The sequence below is a fragment of the Crenobacter intestini genome (genome assembly GCF_004919095.1).
Taxonomy (GTDB): domain Bacteria; phylum Pseudomonadota; class Gammaproteobacteria; order Burkholderiales; family Chromobacteriaceae; genus Craterilacuibacter; species Craterilacuibacter intestini.
The window spans coordinates 67212-87908 of record NZ_STGJ01000005.1 but is presented as its reverse complement, the minus strand read 5'-3'; the positions used below and the strand labels follow the sequence as shown (position 1 = coordinate 87908).

Genomic DNA, 20697 nt, shown 5'->3' with positions numbered 1-20697 from the left:
GCCGATGTTTTCAGCCTTCTTTATCCGGCGGCCGATCTTCGCCACGGTGATCTCGCTGGTCATCATGCTGGCGGGTCTGGCCGCGATCCGCGCGCTGCCGGTCGAGCAGTACCCCGACATCGTCCCGCCGCAAGTGCAGGTCCAGGCGAACTACCCGGGCGCGTCCGCCCAGGTGATCGCCGACACCGTCGCCTCGCCGCTCGAGCAGTCGATCAACGGCGTCGAGGACATGATCTACATGCAGTCGTCGAGCTCGAGCAACGGTCAGCTCACGCTGAACGTCAGCTTCAAGATCGGTACCGACCCCGACCAGGCGACCATCAACGTCAACAACCGCGTGCAGTCGGCGCTGACCCAGCTGCCGCAGGAAGTGCGCCGCCAGGGCGTGACGGTGACCAAGCAGTCGACCGCGATGCTGCAGATCATCTCGCTGTACTCGCCGGACCGCCGCTTCGACACGCTGTACACCAGTAACTACGCGACGCTCAACATCGTCGACGAGCTCAAGCGCATCCCGGGTGTCGGCAACGTGGTCAACTTCGCGTCGCAGGACTACTCGATGCGGGTGTGGCTCAAGCCCGACCAGCTGGCCAAGCTCAAGCTGACGCCGTCCGACGTGTCCGCCGCGATCAACCAGCAGAACGCGCAGTACGCGGCGGGCAAGGTCGGCGCCGAGCCGATGCCCAAGGCGACCGAGTTCACCTACACGGTGACCACCCAGGGCCGCCTGACCGACGTCAAGGAATTCGAGAACATCATCATCCGCTCCAACCCGGATGGCTCGAACCTGCGCCTGAAGGACGTCGCCCGTGTCGAGCTCGGTGCGCTCAACTACGACTTCATGGGTACCTATAACGGCGTACCGACGGTGCCGATCGGCATCTACCTGTCGCCGGGCGCCAACCAGCTGGCGGTCGCCGACCAGGTGAAGGCGACCATGGCCAAGTTGGGCGAGAGCTTCCCGACCGGCCTGAGCTACTCGATCCCGTACGACACCACCGACTTCGTGAAGGTGTCGATCGACGAGGTCTACAAGACCTTCCTCGAGGCGATGGTGCTGGTGTTCGCGGTGGTCTACCTGTTCCTGCAGAACTGGCGCGCGACGCTGATCCCGTGCCTGGCAGTGCCGGTGTCCATCATCGGTACCTTCGCCGGCATGTACGCGCTCGGTTTCTCGATCAACACGCTGACGCTGTTCGGCATGGTGCTGGCGATCGGCATCGTGGTCGACGACGCGATCGTCGTGCTCGAGAACGTCGAGCGCATCATGAGCGAAGAGAAGCTGCCGCCGCGCGAGGCGTCGATCAAGGCGATGGAAGAGGTCGCGGGCCCGGTGGTCGCGATCGTGCTGGTGCTGGTGTCGGTGTTCCTGCCGGTGGCATTCCTGGGCGGTATCGCCGGCCAGATGTACAAGCAGTTCGCGATCACCATCGCGGTGTCGGTGACCATCTCCGGCATCGTCGCGCTGACGCTGACCCCGGCGCTGTGCGCGTTGCTCCTGAAGGAAGGCCACCAGAAACCGGCCGGCTTCTTCGTCAAGTTCAACGAGTTCTTCGACAAGGTCACCCACCGCTACACCGAGGGCGTGCGCTTCCTGCTCAAGCGGGTGCTGCTCGCGTTCGTGGTGTTCGGCGCGATGCTGGCGATCACCGCCGGCCTGTTCCGCATGGTGCCCGGCTCGCTGGCACCCGAGGAAGACCAGGGCTACGTGATCGGCGCGGCGATTTTGCCGGATGGCGCGTCGCTGTCGCGCACCGCCGAGGCGATGGACAAGTTCGGCGCCGAACTGCAGAAGAACCCCGCCGTTTCGGTGGTGATGAACTTCGCCGGCTTCGACATCCTCTCCGGCGGCAACAAGACCAACGCCGGCGTGAGCTTCGTGACCCTCAAGCCGTGGAGCGAACGCAAGGGCGAGGACCAGTCGGCCTTCGCGGTGGTGAAGGACATCTTCCGCATCGGCGGCGGCATCAGCGAAGGCGTCGTGCTGGGCTTCAACCCGCCGCCGATCTCGGGCATGTCGTCGACCGGCGGCTTCGAGGCGTTCATCCAGAACCGCAGCGGCGCGTCGCCCGAAGAAATCGGCGTACAGGTGAAGAAGCTGGTCGCCGCGGCGTCCAAGCGTCCGGAACTGGCCGGCATCTCGACCACCTTCTCGGCGGACGTGCCGCAGATCAACGTCAAGCTCGACCGCGAGAAGACGGTCGCCTACGGCGTGCAGATCAACCAGGTGTTCGACACCATGCAGAGCACCTTCGGTTCGCTGTACGTGAACGACTTCAACAAGTTCGGCCGCATCTACAAGGTGCAGTTGCAGTCGGAGGCGGACTTCCGCTCGAAGATCGACGACTTGCGTAACGTCTTCGTGCGTTCGGCCAGCGGCAACATGATCCCGATCACCTCGCTGGTGACCGTCGAGATGACCACCGGCCCGCAGACGCTGGAGCGCTTCAATGCCTTCCCTGCGGCCAAGGTGGTCGGCGGCCCTGCGCCGGGCTACAGCTCGGGCGAGTCGCTCAAGGCGATGCAGGACGTCGCCAAGGAAGTGCTGCCGTCCGACTACACGCTCGCGTGGAGCGGTAGCGCGTACCAGGAACAGTCGACCAGCGGTTCCTCGTTCATGGTGTTCGGCTTCGGCATGATCATGGTGTTCCTGATCCTGGCCGCCCAGTACGAGCGCTGGACGCTGCCGCTGGCGGTGCTGACCGCGGTGCCGTTCGCGCTGTTCGGCGCGATCATGGCGACCTGGCTGCGCGGCCTGCAGAACGACATCTACTTCCAGGTGGCGCTGGTCGCACTGATCGGCCTGGCCGCCAAGAATGCGATCCTGATCGTCGAATTCGCGGTGATGAAGTACGAGGAGGGCATGAACCTGTTCGACGCCTCGCTGGAAGCGGCCAAGCTGCGTTTCCGCCCGATCGTGATGACGTCGCTGGCGTTCATCCTCGGCGTGGTCCCGCTGGCGATCTCCACCGGCGCGGGCTCGGCCAGCCGCCACGCGATCGGTACCGGCGTGATCGGCGGCATGCTGGCCGCGACCTTCATCGCGGTGTTCTTCATCCCGCTCTTCTTCATGTTGATCATGAAGGTTTCCAACCGCGGCAAGCCGGCGGCGCCGGCGGCCGAAGCTGAAGACAAGGAGGCCGGCCATGCTTAAGAAGTGCCTGCCGATCGCCGTCGCCGTCGCCCTCGCGCTGAGCGCGTGCGCGGTCGGCCCCGACTACCAGCGCCCCGCCGTCGAGCTGCCGCAAGGCTGGCAGGCCGGCGCCGTGGCGGCGACCACGCCGGCGGTGTCGCCGACCTGGTGGCGCGCGTACGGCGACCCGGTGCTCGACCAGCTGGTCGACGAAGCGCTGGCGAACAACCGCAACCTGGCCTCCGCCGCGGCCAAGGTCGACGAGGCGCGTGCGCAGGCGGGGATCGCCCGCAGCAGCCTGTTGCCGCAGCTAAGCGCGACGGCCGGCTACCAGAAGGGGCGCTCGGCGACCGATCTGCGCACCCCGGGCGCGCCGGCGGTCACCGACGTGCGCAGCGCGAACGGCCTCCTGAGCTGGGAGCTGGACCTGTGGGGCAAGCTGCGTCGCGCCAACGAGGCGGCGTACGCGGGTTACCTGTCCAGCCAGTACGCCGAGGAAGCCGCTCGGCTGTCGATCTCGGCGACCGTCGCGCAGACCTATTTCCAGCTCAGGGCGTTCGACGCCCAGCTGGAAATCACCCGGCAGACGCTGGTGTCGCGCGAGGAATCGCTGCGCCTGAACCAGCGCCGCTTCCAGGGCGGGGTGACTTCCGAACTCGACTACCGCCAGGCGGAAGCCGAGGCGGCCAGCGCACGAGCGCAGGTGCCGCTGCTCGAGCAGTCGGTGCGGCAGACCGAAAACGCGCTGGGCGTGCTGCTCGGCCGCTCGCCGCGCGCGCTGGTCGACGCCAAGGTTAAGCGCGGCAAGGCGCTGGAGAACATGGCGTTGCCGCCGGCGATCCCGACCGGCCTGCCGTCCGACCTGTTGACCCGCCGTGCGGACCTGCGCGCGGCCGAACAGCAGCTCAAGGCGGCCAACGCCAATATCGGCATCGCGCGCGCGGCCTACTTCCCGAGCATCGGGCTGACCGGCGCGCTCGGCTCGCAGAGCCTGGCGCTCGACACGCTGTTCAACGGGCCGAACCGGACCTGGAACTTCGCAGCCAATCTGGCGATGCCGATCTTCGACTGGGGCAAGACCGGTTACGGCGTCGACGCGGCCAATGCCCGCCAGAAGCAGGCACTGGCCGGCTACGAGCTGGCGATCCAGAACGCGTTCGGCGAGACGCTGAACGCGCTGAGCCTGACCGGTACCTCGGCGGCCCGCCAGGCGGCGCAGCTCACGCAGTACAAGGCGCTGCAGGAAGCGCTGCGCCTGGCGCGCCTGCGCTACGACAACGGCTATTCGAGCTACCTCGAGGTGCTCGACGCCGAGCGCGGCTTCTACCAGGCCGAGCTGCAGCTGGTCGACGCCCGCCTGTCGCAGCTGCAGGCGTCGATCGACCTCTTCAAGGCGGTCGGTGGCGGCTGGCAGGTATCCCCGGCGAGCTGAGTGCAGTACCAGGCAAGACAAAGCCCCGCGTGTGAACGCGGGGCTTTTTTCGCTTCAGGTGGACGTGGCTCAGCCGCGCGTGTCGTGGTGGTGGCGCGGTACCCGCGGGGCGACGGCGCACATCAGCTCGTAGCCGATGGTGCCGGCGGCGGCGGCGATGCGTTCGATCGGCAGGCCTTCGCCCCACAGCGTGACCCTGCTGCCGACGCCGGCCGAGGGCAGGGCGGTCAGGTCGACCACCAGCATGTCCATCGAGACGCGGCCGACGGTGCCGGAAGCCTGGCCGTCGACCAGCACCGGCGTGCCGGAGGGGACGACACGCGGGTAGCCGTCGGCGTAGCCGCAGGCGACCACGCCGATGCGCATGGCCTGGGGGGCGGTGAAGGTCGCGCCGTAGCCGACGGTCTCGCCTGCGGCCAGCGTCTGCGTCGCGATCACGTCGGCCGACAGCGTCATGCCCGGGCGCAGGCCGAGCGCCTCGCCTTCCAGTTCGGCGAACGGCGAGCAGCCGTACAGTGTGATGCCGGGACGTACCGCGTCGCCGTGGGTGTGCGGGTGGCGGAAGGTCGCCGCCGAGTTGGCCGCGCTGACGGCGAGGCCGCTGCGTTCGGCCAGCGGCTGGAACCGCGCCCACTGGCCGGCGACGCCGCGCTCGTCGTCGGCGGTGGCGAAGTGGGTCATCACCGTGCTGACCCTGGCCGAGGGCAGGGCCTTGAGGCGCGCGAGCGCGCCGTCGAATTCCTCGGGCTGGAAACCCAGCCGGTTCATCCCGCTGTTGACCTTCAGCCAGGTCTCCACCGGACGGTCGCTGTCCAGCTGGGCGAGCCAGTCGATCTGGTGCGGGCTGTGCACGGCGCCGGCGATGCCGTGTTCGGCCATCAGCACGGTCTCTTCGAGGTCGAACGCGCCTTCGAGCAGCGTCATCGGCTGGCGGATGCCGGCTCGGCGCAGGCGGATCGCGTCCTCGATATTGAGCAGCGCGAAGCCGTCGGCGACATCGGCGAGCGCGCGGGCGACTTCCAGGCTGCCGTGGCCGTAGGCGTCGGCCTTGATCACCGCGTACGCGCGGCGTCCGGCGGTCTGGGCACGGGAGACAAGGTAGTTGTGACGGATGGCCGACAGGTCGATGTCGAGCCGGATAGGGCGTGTCATGGGAAGGATTCGGTGTGTAAGGGCTGTGGTATTATAAGCGCCGAATCATAGACGGGGGCAACGCGACCGCGTGCCGCCTCCCGGTTTCCCTCCTTTCGCCGCGCGAGCGCATTTTCCGATGGACATCCTGCACTTCCTGCTCGACCTGTTTGCCAGTTACGGTTATCTGGCGGTCTTTCTGGTGCTGTTGCTGTGCGGCTTCGGCCTGCCCATTCCCGAGGACGTGACCCTGGTCGCCGGCGGCATCATCTCCGGCCTCGGCTACACCGACGTGCACATCATGTTTGCGGTGGGCATGGCCGGCGTGCTGATCGGCGACGGCACCATGTTCACCCTGGGCCGGGTGTTCGGCGACCGCGTGCTCAAGTTCCGGCTGGTGTCGCGGGTGCTGACCCGCGAACGCTTCGAGGCGGTGCAGGAGAAATTCGCCAAGTACGGCAACTGGGTGCTGTTCGTCGCGCGCTTCTTGCCCGGCCTGCGCTCGCCGATCTTCCTGACCGCCGGCATGACCCGGCAGATCCCCTACTGGCGTTTCTTGCTGCTGGACGGCTTTGCCGCGCTGATCTCGGTGCCGGTGTGGGTCTACCTCGGCTATTTCGGCGCGTCCAATATCGACCAGCTGATGGTGTGGGTGCACCGCGGCCAGTACGGCATCTTCGCCGTGCTGGGGGTGCTCGGTGCGGTACTGGGCCTCGTCTGGTGGCGCCGCCGGCGTCGCGCCAAAAAAGCCGGCTGACGCAGCAGGCACAAGGCAAGACACAAAAAAGGCCATCCGCGCGCGGATGGTCTTTCTCATGGTGCCTGCCGGTTTAGCCGACCGACAGCAGTTCGACGTCGAACACCAGGGTCGCGTTCGGCGGGATCACGCCGCCTGCGCCGCGCGCGCCGTAACCCAGATCCGGCGGGATGGTCAGCTTGCGCTTGCCGCCGACCTTCATGCCGGCGACGCCCAGGTCCCAGCCCTTGATCACGTGGCCTGCGCCCAGCGGGAAGCTGAACGGCTGGTAGCGGTCGCGGCTGGAGTCGAACTTGCTGCCGTCGGTCAGGTAACCGCTGTAGTGGACGGTGACTTCCTGGCCGCTGGTCGCCTCGGCGCCGGTGCCTACCTCGATGTCTTCGATGATCAGTTCGCTCATGGTGCATGTCCTAGTCTGTTGACCGGCGCATTGTAGCGCAGCTTGGCGCACACCTCCCACAATCGAGCACCGGCTCTAAAAACAACAGCATTTCCGGTGGGCTCGAATATAAAGGGAAGAAGGGGGCCGACCTGAACTTGAAAAGGGGATACCTTTATGGACACCGTGCATCTGCCCAGCCACGACCATCCCGTCGTGCGCCATGTTTCTCCCGCCGATACGCTCGCCTGGCTCAAGGCCGGCTGGCGTGACCTCAAGAAAGCGCCCGCCGACGCCGGATTTTACGGTGCAGCCTTCGTGCTGATGGGCTTCTTCCTGGTGTTCTTCTTCGAGGAGGCGCCGCAGGTGGTGATCACGCTGATGGCGCTGTTCCTGCTGGTCGGGCCTTTCCTCGCGATCGGCCTCTACGATATCGCCCGGCAGATCGAGATCTTCCACGGCAACCGGGTCAACCTCGCGCAAAGCCTGGTCGCCTGGCGCGCCAACATCCCCAGCTTCACGCTGTACGCCGCGCTGCTGGCGGTGCTGGTGTTCGGCTGGTTCCGCGTCTCCTTGCTGATCTTCGCGCTCTTTTACGAGACCAGCGCGCCGACCCTGTCGATGCTGGTCAGCGAGGCGTTCTCGCCCGAGCACCTGGCCTTCCTGATCGCCTATTTCGGCGTCGGCCTGCTGTTCGCGCTGCTGGTGTTCGCGGTCAGCGCGGTGTCGATCCCGATGATGCTGGACAAGGAGATCGACGCGATTTCGGCGATGGTGTTCAGCGTGCAGGCGGTCTACAAGAACCTGATGACGATGTTGTGCTGGGCGGCTATCATCGTCGCGCTGACTGCGGTCGGTTTCGCCAGCTACTTCGTCGGCCTGCTGGTCGTGGTGCCGCTGATCGGCCTGTCGACCTGGCATGCCTACCGCGCCATGATCACCTACGAGCGCTAGACAAGGGCCTGATGCAGACCAAGATCGTGTTTCTCGACCGGGACAGCCTGGCTGTCCCGGTGCCGTCCTTCCCGTTTCCACATACCTATACCGAATACCCCGCGACCCGCCGCGACGAGATCGCCGCGCGCGGTGCCGGCGCGCAGGTGCTCATCACCAACAAGGTGCCGGTCGGCGAGGCCGAGCTTGCCGCCTTGCCCGAGTTGCGCCTGATCGCGGTGGCAGCCTCCGGGGTCAACCATATCGACCTTGACGCCTGCCGCGCGCGCGGCGTCGCCGTCGCCAATATCCGCCATTACGGCGACGAGGCTGTCGCCGAACACGCGTTCATGCTGATGCTCGCGCTGATGCGCAACCTGCCGGCCTACCAGCGCGACGTCGCCGCCGGGCTATGGGCCAATTCGCCCAACTTCTGCCTGTTCGGCGCGCCGATCCGCGACCTCAAGGGGCGCATGCTCGGCATTGTTGGCCGCGGCGGCATCGGCGACGCGCTGGCAGTGCGCGCGCGCGCATTCGGCATGCAGGTGGTGTTTGTCGAGCGGCGCGGCGCCCCAGCGGTGCGCGACGGTTATCTGGGTTTTGACGACGCGTTGTCGCGCTGCGACGTGCTCTCCCTGCATTGTCCGCTGAACGACACGACGCGCGGCATGCTGGGCGAGCAGGAGCTACAGGCGATGAAGCCCGGCGCCGTGCTGGTCAACACCGCACGCGGCGGGCTGGTCGACGAGTTCGCGCTGGTGGCCGCGCTCAAGTACGGGCAACTGGGCGGCGCGGGCTTTGACGTGCTCGCCGAGGAGCCGCCGGTGAACGGCAGCCCCTTGCTCAAGGCGAGGCTGCCTAATCTGATCGTCACCCCGCATGTGGCGTGGAGCAGCCACGAGGCGATGAGCGCGCTGGCCCGTCAACTGGTCGACAATATCGCCGCCTTCGTCGAGGGCGAGGCGCGCAACAGGGTGGTGTAGGGCTAGCCGGCTTCGCCGGGGTTGAGCCGGCGTTCGTCTTCCTCGCCCATGCCCAGGCGCTTGCGGATGGCGGAGATGTAGAGGTTGACGTCGGGGCCGCCGCCGTAGCGCTGGGCGTGCCAGATCATCTCGGCCAGGCATTCCATGATCTCGTGCTGCGCGCGGTGCTCGTCGCCGTGGCGCAGCGCGAGTTGCGCGTACAACGAGCGGATGCCGAACGGCTGGTCGATCGAACGCTGCTCCTCGATCGCCAGATGCAGCCCCAGATGCAGGAAGGGGTTGCTCTGCCCCATCTCCGGTGTCCAATCGCTTTCGAGGTAGTCCTGCGGATTGTCTACGATGTGATGGTATTCGGGGTGGGCGAGCAGTAGGGTGAGGGCGATCTTTTCCAGGTCGCTCAGCTCGGTGCCCCGGCCGTGCTTGGCCCAGGTGTCGAAGAAGAAACGCCGTGCATCCTGTCGGCTGGGGTTGAACATCGTCGGCTCCGCACAGATGGGCAGCCGATTATACGTGAAGGAGAACGCAGGATGCATACACTGGCCGACTTCAGCGCCCGCCTGATCGACGGGCGGCCGCTTGACCTGTCGCAGTTTGTCGGAAAGGTCGTGCTGGTCGTCAATACCGCCAGCGAGTGTGGCTATACCCGCCAGTACGCGGCGCTCGAGGATCTGTACCGCCAGTACGGCCCGCAGGGCTTCGAGGTGCTGGCGTTTCCCTGCAACCAGTTCGGCGGACAGGAACCGGACGCAGACGCGGTGATCGCCGCCTTCTGCGCCAACCGTTTCGGCGTGTCCTTCCCGCTGTTCGCCAAGGTCGACGTGAACGGGGCCGCCGCCCACCCGCTGTGGCGCTGGCTGACCCAGGCCGATTCGGCGCACCCGCACCCGATCAAGTGGAACTTCACCAAGTTCCTGCTCGATGCGGAGGGGCGGGTGGTGATGCGTTGCGAGCCGGCGCTCGAGCCGGCCGAGATGGTGCCGGACATCGAGGCTCTGCTCAGGCCGAAGCCCTGATTCAGCAGGCCTTGCGGCGGAAGATGATGTCCCACACGCCGTGGCCCAGGCGGATGCCGCGCGCCTCGAACTTGGTCAGCGGGCGATAGTCCGGACGCGGCGCGTAGCCTTCGCAGCTGTTCGCAAGCTGCGGGTTGCCGGCAAACACTTCCATGATCTGCACCGCATACTCTTCCCAGTCTGTCGCTGCGTGCAGGTAGCCGCCGGGTTTCAGCTTGGTGACCAGCTTGTCGACCAGCGGCGCCTGGATCAGGCGGCGCTTGTGGTGGCGCTTCTTGTGCCACGGGTCGGGGAAGAAGATGTGCACGCCGTCGAGCGACGCGTCGGCGATCATCTGGTCGAGCACCTCGACCGCGTCGTGGCGGATCACGCGGATGTTGCCGATTTCCTGTTCGGCGATCAGCTTGAGCAGGTTGCCTACGCCCGGCGAGTGCACCTCGATGCCCAGGTAGTCCTGTGCCGGGTTTTCGGCGGCGATCTGCGCGGTCGCGGTGCCCATGCCGAAGCCGATCTCGAGGATCTTCGGCGCGGCGCGGCCGAACGCCGCGTCAAGGTCGAGCGGGGCGGCCCGGTATTCGATGCCCCAGCGCGGCATGCCTTCGTCCATCGCGCGCTGCTGCGCGGCCGTCAGGTGGCCCTGGCGCAGCACGAAGCTGCGGATGTGGCGCTTGTAAGCCGGGTTGTCCATGGTTTGCTTACCCCCATTCAGGCAAAGCCTGCGATGTTACCGAATCCGTCCGGTGCTGGCGAGGCGAAAGCCCGGCGCAGCAGCGCGCGGCTGTCCGGCCACGCCAGGCGCACCGGCAGTTCCCGCTTAGCGCGGTAGTTGCATAGCCTGCGCGAGTCGGCCATGAACGAGAAGCGCTGCGCGCCCAGCACCGTGGCGGCCTCGTCGCGGGGCAACGCGGGCGGCGGCGCCAGGCCCAGCGCCGCGGCGACTAGGTTTAGCCATTCCCCGTGTTTCAGCTCGGTGTCGTCGCACGCGTTGTAGACGCGGATGCCGCCTTGCCGCTCCAGCGCCGCCACGCACAGTGCGGCCAGGTCGTCGGCGTGGATGCGGTTGCTCCAGCCGTCGTCCTCGGCCCGGACGACGGGCAGGCCGTCGCGCAGACGCTGGATGGGCAGGCGGTCGGCCGCGTAGATGCCAGGCGCGCGCAGGATGGTCAGCGACGTGCCGTGGCTTCGTGCATAGGCGCGCAGCGCCTGCTCCGCGTCCAGCCGACGGCAGGCGCGCGCGTGGCCGGGGCGGGGCGGCTGCGTCTCGTGGGTCAAGCCGCATGGCACGTCACCATAGACGGCGCTGGTACTGATATAGACCAGCCGGCGTGGTATGCTATTGGCCTTTCCCAGCGCGGCAAGCAGGCGCCGCATCCTCGGGTCGGTTTGCCCGGTGCCCGGTGGTGGCGCGCAATAGAGCACGGCGTCGACGGCGCCTCCTAGGCTGTCTAGGCTGCACTGGTCGTCCAAGTCCGCACGCAGCGGCCGCACGCCGAGCGCGCGCGCACGCGAGGCCGATGCCTCCGAGCGCACCAGCGCGCTCACCTGATAGCGGCGGGTCAGCGGGTGGCTGGCGCGCGCCGCGATATCGCCAAAGCCCACGATCAGAAGTCTGCGCATCGGGATCCATTACCAAGTCGGGGATTACATTATGAGTCGGGTGAAGGTACTGCCTTCGGGCAAGACGTTCAATGTCGGGTTGCACGAGACTATCCTGGAGGCCGCTTTGCGCGAGAACATCGCCTTGCCCTACGGCTGTCGTGACGGCGCATGCGGCGCGTGCAAGGGCAGGGTGGTCGAAGGCGACGTCGCGCAAGACGGTTTCCAGGAGCGGGCCTTGTCGGCCGCCGAGCGTGCGCAGGGCATGGCGCTGTTCTGCTGCGCGCGCCCGTGTGGCGACGTGACGATCGAGGTACGCGAGGTGGCCGGTGCCGGCGACATCCAGGTCAAGACGCTGCCGTGCCGGGTCGAGAAGATCGATCGCGTGCACGACGTCGCGATCCTGCGCCTGAAACTGCCGGTGTCCGAACGGCTGCAGTTCAAGGCCGGCCAGTATATCGACATCCTGATGCGCGACGGCAAGGCCCGCAGTTTCTCGATCGCCAACCCGCCGCACGAAGAGGGCTTTATCGAACTGCATATCCGTCACCAGCCGGGCGGCTCGTTTTCCGAATATGTGTTCGGCCGCATGCAGGAAAAGGAAATCCTGCGCTTCAAGGGGCCGCTCGGTTCGTTCTTCCTGCGGGATGATTCGGATAAGCCGCTGATTTTATTGGCGTCCGGCACCGGTTTTGCGCCGATCAAGGCCATGGTCGAACACGCGTTCCATCATGGCGGCAACCGTCCGATGATCCTCTACTGGGGCGCGCGTACGCTGGCGGACCTTTATATGGCCGAGGTCGCCGCCGGCTGGCAGGCGAGCCGGCCCGACTTCACCTTCATCCCGGTGCTGTCCGAGCCGCTGGCCGAAGACCGCTGGATCGGCCGGAGCGGCTTTGTCCACCAGGCCGTGCTCGACGACTTCGACGACCTTTCCGGCTACGAAGTCTACGCCTGCGGCGCGCCGGTGATGGTCGAGGCCGCGCATGCAAGCTTTACCGGCACGCGCAAGCTGCCGGCCGACGCCTTCTTCTCGGATGCATTTTTCCTGTCCAAGGACGCCACGCCGCTCACCGTCTGAACGGTGCCTGTCGCCCAGCAAGGCCGCCGCAAGGCGGCCTTTGTCATATGCCGACACAGCACTCGGTACCCCGCCGGCTATGACCGTGCGCGGCTCGCGGCGTAGCGGCTCTGCGCCGGCACGCAAGCGGCCTGCCGCTGGGGAGGGGGGCAGTACGTGCCTGGAGATTTATCCGGATGCGACACCGTATTTCGGCAAGTAGACGTTTGTTTTTAAATGAAAAATATTCGGCCAGCGCTGGTTTATATTGATATGGCTAGTGAGTAAGGCGTTGGCGCGAACAAGCCGGGTGCAGATTGCTTTACCCGCCGCCCGGCGTACCGAAAGATGATCTAAGTCAAACAACCTCGACCTCGAGAGTAGACGCTCGTAACGGGCAGGGTTATGATTCGGGCAATCAGAATTTAATAATATAACAAAAGTTTTAGTTGCTTTATTCATCACAAATCACGGAGAACAAAATGTCCGATAACGATAGCTCCAAGCTCAAACTTGGCGCGCTGACCGCTCTGGTGGTCGGTTCCATGATTGGCGGCGGTATCTTCTCGCTGCCGCAGAACATGGCTGCAGGTGCCGGCGCCGGCGCCATCCTCATCGGCTGGGTGATCACCTTCATCGGTATGATCTGCCTGGCGTTCGCGTTCCAGCAGCTGGCCAACCGCAAGCCGGAAGTGACCGGTGGTGTGTACGGCTACGCCCGTGCCGCTTTCGGTAACTACATCGGCTTCAACTCGGCCTGGGGTTACTGGATCTCGGCGTGGATCGGTAACGTCGCCTACTTCGTGGTGATGTTCTCCGCGCTGTCCTTCTGGATTCCGGCCTTCGGCGAAGGCAACACCGGCGCCGCCATCATCACCGCTTCGATCCTGCTGTGGGTGCTGCACTTCCTGGTGCTGCGCGGCGTGCACGGCGCGGCGATGATCAACACCATCACCACCATCGCCAAGCTGGTTCCGCTGGCGCTGTTCATCGTGATCCTGGTGTTCGCGTTCAAGATCGACACCTTCAACATCGACTTCTGGGGCACCGCCGAGCTGGGTTCCGTGGTTGACCAGGTCAAGAGCACCATGCTGGTGACCGTATGGGTGTTCATTGGTATCGAAGGCGCTTCGATGTTCTCCGGCCGCGCGCAGAACATGGCTGACGTGGGCAAGGCAACCGTGATCGGCTTCCTGCTGACCATCGCGCTGCTGATCGCCGTGTCCATCCTGTCGCTGGGCGTGCTGTCCCAGCCTGAGCTGGCCGCGCTGAAGAACCCGTCCACCGCTTACGTGCTGGAAGCCGCTGTTGGCTCCTGGGGCGCGAACCTGATGAACGCCGGTCTGGTGATCTCGGTGGGTGGCGCGCTGCTGGCATGGACCCTGCTGTCCGGTGAAACCCCGTACCTGGCAGCCCAGGACGGCATGATGCCGAAAGTGTTCGGCGAGCTGAACGCCAACGGTTCCCCGGCTGCTTCGCTGTGGCTGACCAACGGCCTGATCCAGCTGTTCCTGGTCATCACCTACTTCAACGGTTCCGTATACCTGAGCCTGGTGTACCTGGCGACCTCGATGATCCTGCTGCCGTACCTGTTCTGCGCGCTGTACTCGCTGATGGTCGCCCAGAAGCGCGAAGGCTACCAGGCTGGCGAATCCACCGCCAAGGACGTGGCTGTCGGCGTGATCGCCTCGGTCTACGGTGTATGGCTGGTCTACGCAGCTGGCCTGCAGTACCTGCTGCTGTCGATGGTGCTTTACGCACCGGGCCTGCTGTTCTACGTGTGGGCGCGTAAAGAGCGTGGCGAGAAGCCGTTCACCGGCGCGGAAGCCATCATCGCCGCAGTGATCGTGGTGCTGGGCATCTACGCGGCTTACGGCCTGTCCGTCGGCACGCTGAGCCTGTAACAGCAAGATTTCCTCGCAGCCGCCGGGCGGCGGCTGCAAAACTACTTGAATCCTCTAGGAGTTCAATATGACCAAGTTTGGTGTTCATTCCGAGTGCGGTAAGCTGCACAGCGTAATGGTTTGCCGTCCGGGCCTCGCGCACAAGCGCCTGACCCCGGATAACTGCCATGGCCTGCTGTTCGACGACGTGATCTGGGTCGAGCGCGCTCAGAAGGACCATGACTACATGGTTGAGCAGATGCGTGCCCGCAACATCCACGTGATCGAAGCGCACGAAGCGCTGGCCAAAGTGCTGGATGACAAAGCTGGCCGTAGCTGGATCCTGGACCGCAAAGTCAAGGCTGACAACGTCGGCATCGGCATGCTGGGCGACCTGCGCGCTTGGCTGGACGAAATGCCGTCCACCCAACTGGCTGACCACCTGATCGGCGGTATCGCCAAGTTCGAACTGCCGTTCGACGCGAAAGGCCTGTTCGGCGGCTACCTGGACAGCTCCGACTTCGTGCTGCCCCCGATCCCGAACAGCCTGTTCCAGCGCGACCCGTCCTGCTGGATCTACGAAGGCGTGACCCTGAACCCGATGTACTGGCCGGCTCGCCGCCAGGAAACCCTGATCCTGCAATCGATCTACCAGTTCCACCCGTACTTCGCGGGCAAAGTGAACGTATGGTGGGGCGACTGCGACAAGGACCACGGTCCGGCAACCCTGGAAGGTGGCGACGTGATGCCGATCGGCAACGGCGTTGTCCTGATCGGTATGGGCGAGCGCACCAGCCCGCAGGCTGTGGTGCAGACCGCCAAGGCCGTGCTGGGTAAAGAAGGCGGCGCTACCCGCGTCATCGCTTGCCAGATGCCGAAGTCGCGCGCTGCGATGCACCTGGACACCGTGTTCTCCTTCCTCGACATCGACCTGCTGTCGTCCTTCCCGGACGTCGTGGACGAAATCATCTGCACCAGCATTTACGCTGGCGACAAGGAAGGCGAAGTCCGCTTCGAGCGCCACGACGGCGTGCACCTGGTTGACGTGGTCAAGGAAGCCCTGGGCCTCAAGGACATCCAGGTCATCAAGACCGGCGGCGATGCATTCCAGCGCGAACGCGAGCAGTGGGACGACGGCAACAACGTCGTGGCCCTGGACCGTCGCGTGGTCGTGGCTTACGACCGCAACACCTACACCAACAAGCTGATGCGCGACGCTGGTGTTGAAGTGGTCGAGATCCCGGCATCCGAACTCGGCCGTGGCCGTGGCGGTGGTCACTGCATGACCTGCCCGATCATCCGCGAAGAAGTGAAGATCTAATTCTTCATTGAATCGATCGACAGGGGCGACGGCAACGCCGCCGTCTCTTGTCTGAATGCTGTACGTGTGCGGGCTTGACCCGCGTGCAACAAACTACCTGATAAGGGGTAATAAAATGGCTTTCAATCTGCGCAACCGCCACTACCTGCGTCTGCTGGACTTCACCCCGCGTGAAATCCGCTACCTGCTCGACCTGTCCCGTGACCTGAAGCGTGCCAAGTACGCCGGTTGCGAACAGCAGCGCCTGAAGGGCAAGAACATCGCCCTGATCTTCGAAAAGACCTCGACCCGTACCCGTTGCGCGTTCGAAGTGGCTGCCTACGACCAGGGCGCCCACGTGACCTACCTCGGCCCGTCCGGCTCGCAGATCGGTCACAAGGAATCGATGAAAGACACCGCCCGCGTGCTGGGTCGCATGTACGACGCGATCGAATACCGTGGCTTCAAGCAGGACGTGGTTCAGGAGCTGGCTGACTACGCTGGCGTGCCGGTGTACAACGGCCTGACCGACGAATGGCACCCGACCCAGATGCTGGCCGACGTGCTGACCATGATCGAGAACAGCGAGAAGCCGCTGTCCCAGATCGCTTACGCTTACGTGGGCGACGCTCGCAACAACATGGGTAACTCCCTGATGGTTGTTGGTTGCAAACTGGGTATGGACGTCCGCATCGGCGGCCCGAAGAACCTGTGGCCGGAAGAGTGGCTGGTTGAAGAATGCCGCAAGATCGCCGAAGAGACCGGCGCTCGCCTGACCCTGACCGACGACGCTGCTGTTGCAGTCAAGGGCGTTGACTTCATCCACACCGACGTTTGGGTGTCGATGGGCGAGCCGAAAGAAGTGTGGGACGAGCGTATCTCCCTGCTGTCGCCGTTCCAGGTCAACAAGGCACTGATGGCTGCAGCTGGCTCGCAAGCCAAGTTCATGCACTGCCTGCCGGCCTTCCACAACAGCGAAACCGCTGTTGGCGCCGACATCGCCAAGCAGTACCCGCAGTTCGCCAACGGTATCGAAGTGACCGAAGAAGTGTTCGAAAGCGCAGCTAACGTGGCATTCGAGCAGGCGGAAAACCGCATGCACACCATCAAGGCCATCATGGTCGCCACCCTGGGCGACCAGTAAGGTGGGCGGCGAAGGCCTGGCCTTCGCCTGCTGATGGCGGCGGGCTTGTGCCCGCCGACCGGCCAGGGTTTCGTCAGAAGTCCTGGCCGTCTTTTGTATGGTGCAGAAGGGCAGGTGGCGACCAGCTTGCGGGATCAATCCACTTGTGCTTCAATTGTATTAGCAATATCTAATATAACCATTGGGCGAAACGCCCGGTGAAAGGACTCGAAATGCGCGTAGTAGTAGCTCTGGGTGGTAACGCCCTGCAGCGTCGCGGCGAAGCGATGACTGCTGAAAACCAGCGTAACAACGTCAAGATCGCTGCCAAGCAGCTGGCCGAAGTGACCAAGCTGGGTCACAACCTGGTGATGTGCCACGGTAACGGTCCGCAGGTTGGCCTGCTGGGCCTGCAGAACGACGCTTACGCCCGCCACGTTGACGGCTCGGTGACCCCGTACCCGCTGGACGTGCTCGGCGCGCAGACCGAAGGCATGATCGGTTACATGGTCGAGCAGGAAATGGGCAACGAACTGCCGTTCGAAGTGCCGTTCGCGACCATCCTGACCCAGACCGAAGTCGACCCGAAAGATCCGGCGTTCGCCAACCCGACCAAGTTCGTCGGCCCGGTGTACTCCAAGGAAGAAGCCGAGAAGCTGGCCGCCGACAAGGGCTGGACGGTGAAGGCTGACGGCGAATACTACCGTCGTGTGGTGCCGAGCCCGAAGCCGAAGCGCATCTTCGAAATGCGCCCGATCAAGTGGATGATCGAAAAAGGTGCGGTGGTGATCGCTGCCGGCGGCGGCGGCATCCCGACCATGTACGACGGCGACAAGCTGGTCGGCGTGGAAGCGGTGATCGACAAGGACCTGGCATCCAGCCTGCTGGCGCGTGAAATCGACGCGGACTACTTCGTGATCGCGACCGACGTGAAGACCGTGTTCGTTGGCTGGGGTACCCCGGAAGCCAAGGCGATCCGTCACGCTCACCCGGACGAAATGGACAAGCTGGGCTTCGCTGCCGGCTCCATGGGCCCGAAAGTGGAAGCGGCTTGCGAATTCGCCCGCCTGACCGGCAAGAAGGCCGTGATCGGCGCGCTGGAAGACATCGCCAAGATCGTTGCTGGCGAAGCCGGTACCGTGATCTCGACCGAAAAAGAAGGTATCGAGTGGTACTAAGCGACTGACGTCCTGCGCCGCCTGCGTGCGGCGCGAGATGCAGTAGATGAAGAGGCCTCCGCATGATGCGGGGGCCTTTTTCATTGCAGCGCGGCAAGGCCTGCCTTTGCAAAAGCGGGATTGCTGGACTAAGCCGGAGAGGCAGCTGCCGCGGTTCGCATTTTGAATATCGTCGCGGCAAGCCGGTGAAGCGTGCCGGTTCAATCCAACAATCCCGTTTCAAACATGGGGAGGGCTCATGTCAGACGCTAGCGCTGGGCAAAGCAACAAACTCAAACTGGGCGCGTTGACCGCGCTCGTCATTGGCTCGATGATCGGCGGCGGCATCTTCTCGCTGCCGCAGAACATGGCGGCAGGTGCGGCAGGGGGTGCCATCATCATCGGTTGGGTGATCACCTTCATCGGCATGCTGACGCTGGCCTTCGTGTTCCAGAACCTGGCCGGGCGCAGGCCGGACGTCAAGGGCGGGGTGTACGGCTACGCACGTGCCGGCTTCGGGCCGTATATCGGCTTCAACTCGGCTTGGGGGTACTGGATCTCGGCGTGGATCGGCAACGTCTCCTACTTCGTCGTGATGTTCTCGGCGTTCGGCTCGTTCGAGACTTTGAGCTTTTTCGGCGAGGGCAATACGACGGCAGCGATCGTCTGCGCGTCCATCCTGTTGTGGGCGCTGACCTGGCTGATTTTCCAGGGGGTGCAGGGTGCGGCCTTCATCAACACGCTGACTACCATCGCCAAGCTGGTGCCGCTGGCGATCTTCTTGTTGGTGGTGATCTACGGCTTCCAGGTGAAGACCTTCTCCAGCGACTTCTGGGGGACGCCGGCGCTGGGTTCGGTGCTCGACCAGGTCAAGAGCACCATGCTGGTGACGGTGTGGGTGTTCATCGGCATTGAAGGCGCATCCGTGTTCTCCGAACGCGCGCAGAGCATGGCCGACGTCGGCAAGGCGACGGTGATCGGCTTCCTGTTCACCATCGCGCTGCTGGTCGCGGTGTCGGTGCTGTCGCTGGGCATCCTACCGCAGGAAGAGCTTGCCAAGCTGCAGAACCCGTCGACCGCCAGCGTATTGCGCGCGGTAGTCGGGGAGTGGGGCTTCGCGCTGATGAACATCGGCCTGATCATTTCGGTGGCCGGAGCGCTGCTGGCGTGGACGCTGCTGGCCGCTGAAATCGTCTTCCTGGCCGGTAAGGACGGCACGATGCCGAAGATCTTCGCGCATGTGAACGAGAAGGGCGCGCCGACCTACGCGCTGCTGGTGACCAACGGCCTGATCCAGCTGTTCCTGATCTGGACGCTGTTCAGCTCGGCTGGCTACCTTGCGCTGCTGTCGCTGGCGACGTCGATGATCCTGATCCCCTACCTGTTGTGTTCGCTGTTCGCGTGGATGATTACGGTCAAGGGGGATGCGTACGCCAACGACTCGGCAGCCAAGGGGCGCGACCTGCTGATCGCGGTGGTGTCGTCGATCTACGGCGTGTGGTTGATCTATGCGGCGGGGCCGAAGTACTTGTTCCTGTCGATGGTGCTGTACGCGCCGGGCCTGTTGTTCTACATCTGGGCGCGCCGCGAGCAGAACGAAAAGCCGTTCAATACCGCCGAGGCGGTCATCGCGGCGATCGTGCTGGTGCTTGGCCTCTACGCGTTCTATGAGTTGGCCACTGGCCATTTGACGCTGTAAGCCTCAGGCTTTCCAAAGTAGAAGACCCGCGGCTTACCGCGGGTCTTTTTGTTGTTCTGTGTGGCAGGCGGTGAGATCAGCAGGCAACAAAAAAGCCACCGCGTGGGTGGCTTTTCCGGTAAGCGCAAAAAGGATTAGCGCTTGGAGAACTGCTTGGCACGACGTGCCTTGCGCAGACCGACCTTCTTACGCTCGACTTCACGAGCGTCGCGGGTCACGAAGCCTGCGGTCGACAGAGCCGGCTTCAGTGCTGCGTCGAAGTCGATCAGGGCGCGGGTGATGCCGTGGCGGATCGCGCCGGCTTGACCGGTTTCGCCGCCGCCGACAACGTTGACCTTGATGTCGAACGATTCGAGGTTCTCGGTCAGCGCCAGCGGCTGACGGATCACCATGCGGCCGGTTTCGCGGGCAAAGTATTCGTCTACCGGCTTGCCGTTGACGATGATCTGACCGGTGCCTTTCTGCAGGAACACGCGAGCGATCGAGCTCTTGCGACGGCCGGTGCCGTAGTAGTATTTACCGTTCATCTTGTTGCCTCAAAAATCAGATTTCCAGCGCCTTGGGCAGCTGTGCGGCGTGCGGGTGCTCGTTGCCAGCGTACACCTTGAGCTTCTTGATCATGGCGTAGCCCAGCGGGCCCTTCGGCAGCATGCCTTTGACGGCTTTTTCCAGAACGCGCTCAGGGAACTGCTGCTGCAGTTCGGTGAAGTTGCGTTCACGGATGCCGCCCGGGTAGCCGGTGTGACGGTAGTATTTCTTGTCCAGGGACTTGGAACCGGTGACGCGCAGCTTGTCGACGTTAACGACGACGATGTAGTCGCCGGTGTCAACGTGCGGGGTGTATTCCGGCTTGTGCTTGCCGCGCAGACGGTGAGCGATTGCAGCCGCTACACGACCCAGCACCTTGTCGGAGGCGTCGACCACGTACCACTCGCGCTTTACTTCATGCGGCTTGGCAGAAAAGGTCTTCATGGAGCTCTTCCATCGTAAATTCTTGAAAGTTCCGGATTGTATTGCAGGGGCGGGTTGCTGTCAAACCATTGTGCAGCAAGCACAATTCTGCGGTCCGAACAGACGCGCACCTGCATGAAACACGCCGCCAGACGCGGCGGCGTGTC

General features: G+C 64.5%; 19 protein-coding genes. 12 read left to right on the top strand and 7 right to left on the bottom strand.

What is annotated here, in order from left to right; genetic code table 11:
- Nucleotides 1–4: 4 nt before the first annotated feature.
- Nucleotides 5–3154 (top strand): efflux RND transporter permease subunit, encoded by a 3150-nt coding sequence (locus E5K04_RS05730; RefSeq protein ID WP_136551943.1) that lies wholly within the window; start codon nt 5–7, stop codon nt 3152–3154.
- Complete coding sequence (locus tag E5K04_RS05725; RefSeq protein ID WP_136551942.1) at nt 3147–4565, top strand: efflux transporter outer membrane subunit; 1419 nt, start codon at nt 3147–3149, stop codon at nt 4563–4565. Before E5K04_RS05730 ends, E5K04_RS05725 begins: the two co-directional genes overlap by 8 nt.
- A gap of 69 nt (nt 4566–4634) precedes the next feature.
- Here the strand turns inward: E5K04_RS05725 and alr are convergent, their stop codons facing one another.
- Nucleotides 4635–5717 carry an alanine racemase gene (alr, locus tag E5K04_RS05720; protein ID WP_136551941.1) on the bottom strand — a complete coding sequence of 361 codons (1083 nt, stop codon included), beginning with the start codon at nt 5715–5717 and terminating at the stop codon, nt 4635–4637.
- Nucleotides 5718–5835: 118 nt separating this feature from the next.
- Here alr and E5K04_RS05715 point away from each other — a divergent pair, with 118 nt between their 5' ends.
- On the top strand, nt 5836–6453 hold the full coding sequence (locus E5K04_RS05715; RefSeq protein ID WP_136551940.1) for a DedA family protein: 618 nt from the start codon (nt 5836–5838) through the stop codon (nt 6451–6453).
- Between the two features lie 73 nt (nt 6454–6526).
- Here E5K04_RS05715 and E5K04_RS05710 read toward each other — a convergent pair whose 3' ends face one another.
- Nucleotides 6527–6853, bottom strand: a complete 327-nt coding sequence (locus E5K04_RS05710; RefSeq protein WP_136551939.1) for an FKBP-type peptidyl-prolyl cis-trans isomerase — start codon at nt 6851–6853, stop codon at nt 6527–6529.
- Between the two features lie 156 nt (nt 6854–7009).
- On the opposite strand from E5K04_RS05710, the gene E5K04_RS05705 reads away from it, so the two are divergent.
- Both E5K04_RS05705 and E5K04_RS05700 read left to right on the top strand, forming a co-directional pair.
- On the top strand, nt 7010–7786 hold the full coding sequence (locus tag E5K04_RS05705; RefSeq protein WP_136551938.1) for a DUF2189 domain-containing protein: 777 nt from the start codon (nt 7010–7012) through the stop codon (nt 7784–7786).
- An 8-nt stretch (nt 7787–7794) separates the two neighbouring features.
- Nucleotides 7795–8748 (top strand): D-2-hydroxyacid dehydrogenase, encoded by a 954-nt coding sequence (locus tag E5K04_RS05700; RefSeq protein ID WP_407920074.1) that lies wholly within the window; start codon nt 7795–7797, stop codon nt 8746–8748.
- Nucleotides 8749–8750: 2 nt separating this feature from the next.
- On the opposite strand, the gene E5K04_RS05695 is transcribed toward E5K04_RS05700, so the two are convergent.
- On the bottom strand, nt 8751–9224 hold the full coding sequence (locus E5K04_RS05695; RefSeq protein WP_136551936.1) for a DUF1841 family protein: 474 nt from the start codon (nt 9222–9224) through the stop codon (nt 8751–8753).
- Nucleotides 9225–9275: 51 nt separating this feature from the next.
- Here E5K04_RS05695 and E5K04_RS05690 point away from each other — a divergent pair, with 51 nt between their 5' ends.
- Nucleotides 9276–9761: a glutathione peroxidase gene (locus E5K04_RS05690; protein WP_136551935.1), complete on the top strand. Its 486-nt coding sequence runs from the start codon at nt 9276–9278 to the stop codon at nt 9759–9761.
- Nucleotide 9762: 1 nt separating this feature from the next.
- Here the strand turns inward: E5K04_RS05690 and trmB are convergent, their stop codons facing one another.
- Both trmB and E5K04_RS05680 read right to left on the bottom strand, forming a co-directional pair.
- Nucleotides 9763–10449: a tRNA (guanosine(46)-N7)-methyltransferase TrmB gene (gene trmB / locus E5K04_RS05685; RefSeq protein WP_136551934.1), complete on the bottom strand. Its 687-nt coding sequence runs from the start codon at nt 10447–10449 to the stop codon at nt 9763–9765.
- 17 nt (nt 10450–10466) lie between these two features.
- Nucleotides 10467–11378, bottom strand: coding sequence for an NAD-dependent epimerase/dehydratase family protein (locus tag E5K04_RS05680; protein ID WP_136551933.1), 912 nt, complete (start codon nt 11376–11378; stop codon nt 10467–10469).
- A 31-nt stretch (nt 11379–11409) separates the two neighbouring features.
- On the opposite strand from E5K04_RS05680, the gene E5K04_RS05675 reads away from it, so the two are divergent.
- The 6 genes from E5K04_RS05675 (at nt 11410) to arcD (E5K04_RS05650) (ending at nt 19579) form a co-directional block, all read left to right on the top strand.
- A complete protein-coding gene (locus E5K04_RS05675) occupies nt 11410–12438 on the top strand; it encodes a CDP-6-deoxy-delta-3,4-glucoseen reductase (protein ID WP_328591028.1) in 1029 nt (342 codons plus the stop codon).
- 461 nt (nt 12439–12899) lie between these two features.
- Entirely contained in the window at nt 12900–14321 is a 1422-nt protein-coding gene (arcD, locus tag E5K04_RS05670; protein ID WP_136551931.1) for an arginine-ornithine antiporter, read from the top strand.
- 67 nt (nt 14322–14388) lie between these two features.
- Entirely contained in the window at nt 14389–15621 is a 1233-nt protein-coding gene (locus tag E5K04_RS05665; protein WP_136551930.1) for an arginine deiminase, read from the top strand.
- Nucleotides 15622–15736: 115 nt separating this feature from the next.
- Nucleotides 15737–16744 (top strand): ornithine carbamoyltransferase, encoded by a 1008-nt coding sequence (locus tag E5K04_RS05660; protein ID WP_136551929.1) that lies wholly within the window; start codon nt 15737–15739, stop codon nt 16742–16744.
- 212 nt (nt 16745–16956) lie between these two features.
- Nucleotides 16957–17901, top strand: coding sequence for a carbamate kinase (gene arcC / locus E5K04_RS05655; protein WP_136551928.1), 945 nt, complete (start codon nt 16957–16959; stop codon nt 17899–17901).
- 238 nt (nt 17902–18139) lie between these two features.
- Nucleotides 18140–19579, top strand: coding sequence for an arginine-ornithine antiporter (gene arcD / locus E5K04_RS05650; RefSeq protein ID WP_136551927.1), 1440 nt, complete (start codon nt 18140–18142; stop codon nt 19577–19579).
- Nucleotides 19580–19713: 134 nt separating this feature from the next.
- Here the strand turns inward: arcD (E5K04_RS05650) and rpsI are convergent, their stop codons facing one another.
- Complete coding sequence (rpsI, locus tag E5K04_RS05645) at nt 19714–20106, bottom strand: 30S ribosomal protein S9 (protein WP_136551926.1); 393 nt, start codon at nt 20104–20106, stop codon at nt 19714–19716.
- Between the two features lie 16 nt (nt 20107–20122).
- Nucleotides 20123–20551 carry a 50S ribosomal protein L13 gene (gene rplM, locus E5K04_RS05640; protein WP_136551925.1) on the bottom strand — a complete coding sequence of 143 codons (429 nt, stop codon included), beginning with the start codon at nt 20549–20551 and terminating at the stop codon, nt 20123–20125.
- Nucleotides 20552–20697: the final 146 nt, after the last annotated feature.

Excerpts from the sequence above, each read along its gene's own strand:
- E5K04_RS05695 (WP_136551936.1), bottom strand. The coding sequence starts at position 9,224 with ATGTTCAACCCCAGCCGACAGGATGCACGGCGTTTCTTCTTCGACACC.
- E5K04_RS05705 (WP_136551938.1), top strand. The coding sequence starts at position 7,010 with ATGGACACCGTGCATCTGCCCAGCCACGACCATCCCGTCGTGCGCCAT.
- E5K04_RS05710 (WP_136551939.1), bottom strand. The coding sequence starts at position 6,853 with ATGAGCGAACTGATCATCGAAGACATCGAGGTAGGCACCGGCGCCGAG.
- E5K04_RS05715 (WP_136551940.1), top strand. The coding sequence starts at position 5,836 with ATGGACATCCTGCACTTCCTGCTCGACCTGTTTGCCAGTTACGGTTAT.
- trmB (WP_136551934.1), bottom strand. The coding sequence starts at position 10,449 with ATGGACAACCCGGCTTACAAGCGCCACATCCGCAGCTTCGTGCTGCGC.
- arcD (WP_136551927.1), top strand. The coding sequence starts at position 18,140 with ATGTCAGACGCTAGCGCTGGGCAAAGCAACAAACTCAAACTGGGCGCG.
- E5K04_RS05680 (WP_136551933.1), bottom strand. The coding sequence starts at position 11,378 with ATGCGCAGACTTCTGATCGTGGGCTTTGGCGATATCGCGGCGCGCGCC.
- alr (WP_136551941.1), bottom strand. The coding sequence starts at position 5,717 with ATGACACGCCCTATCCGGCTCGACATCGACCTGTCGGCCATCCGTCAC.
- rplM (WP_136551925.1), bottom strand. The coding sequence starts at position 20,551 with ATGAAGACCTTTTCTGCCAAGCCGCATGAAGTAAAGCGCGAGTGGTAC.
- E5K04_RS05660 (WP_136551929.1), top strand. The coding sequence starts at position 15,737 with ATGGCTTTCAATCTGCGCAACCGCCACTACCTGCGTCTGCTGGACTTC.
- E5K04_RS05690 (WP_136551935.1), top strand. The coding sequence starts at position 9,276 with ATGCATACACTGGCCGACTTCAGCGCCCGCCTGATCGACGGGCGGCCG.
- arcC (WP_136551928.1), top strand. The coding sequence starts at position 16,957 with ATGCGCGTAGTAGTAGCTCTGGGTGGTAACGCCCTGCAGCGTCGCGGC.
- E5K04_RS05730 (WP_136551943.1), top strand. The coding sequence starts at position 5 with ATGTTTTCAGCCTTCTTTATCCGGCGGCCGATCTTCGCCACGGTGATC.
- rpsI (WP_136551926.1), bottom strand. The coding sequence starts at position 20,106 with ATGAACGGTAAATACTACTACGGCACCGGCCGTCGCAAGAGCTCGATC.
- arcD (WP_136551931.1), top strand. The coding sequence starts at position 12,900 with ATGTCCGATAACGATAGCTCCAAGCTCAAACTTGGCGCGCTGACCGCT.
- E5K04_RS05665 (WP_136551930.1), top strand. The coding sequence starts at position 14,389 with ATGACCAAGTTTGGTGTTCATTCCGAGTGCGGTAAGCTGCACAGCGTA.
- E5K04_RS05675 (WP_328591028.1), top strand. The coding sequence starts at position 11,410 with ATGAGTCGGGTGAAGGTACTGCCTTCGGGCAAGACGTTCAATGTCGGG.
- E5K04_RS05725 (WP_136551942.1), top strand. The coding sequence starts at position 3,147 with ATGCTTAAGAAGTGCCTGCCGATCGCCGTCGCCGTCGCCCTCGCGCTG.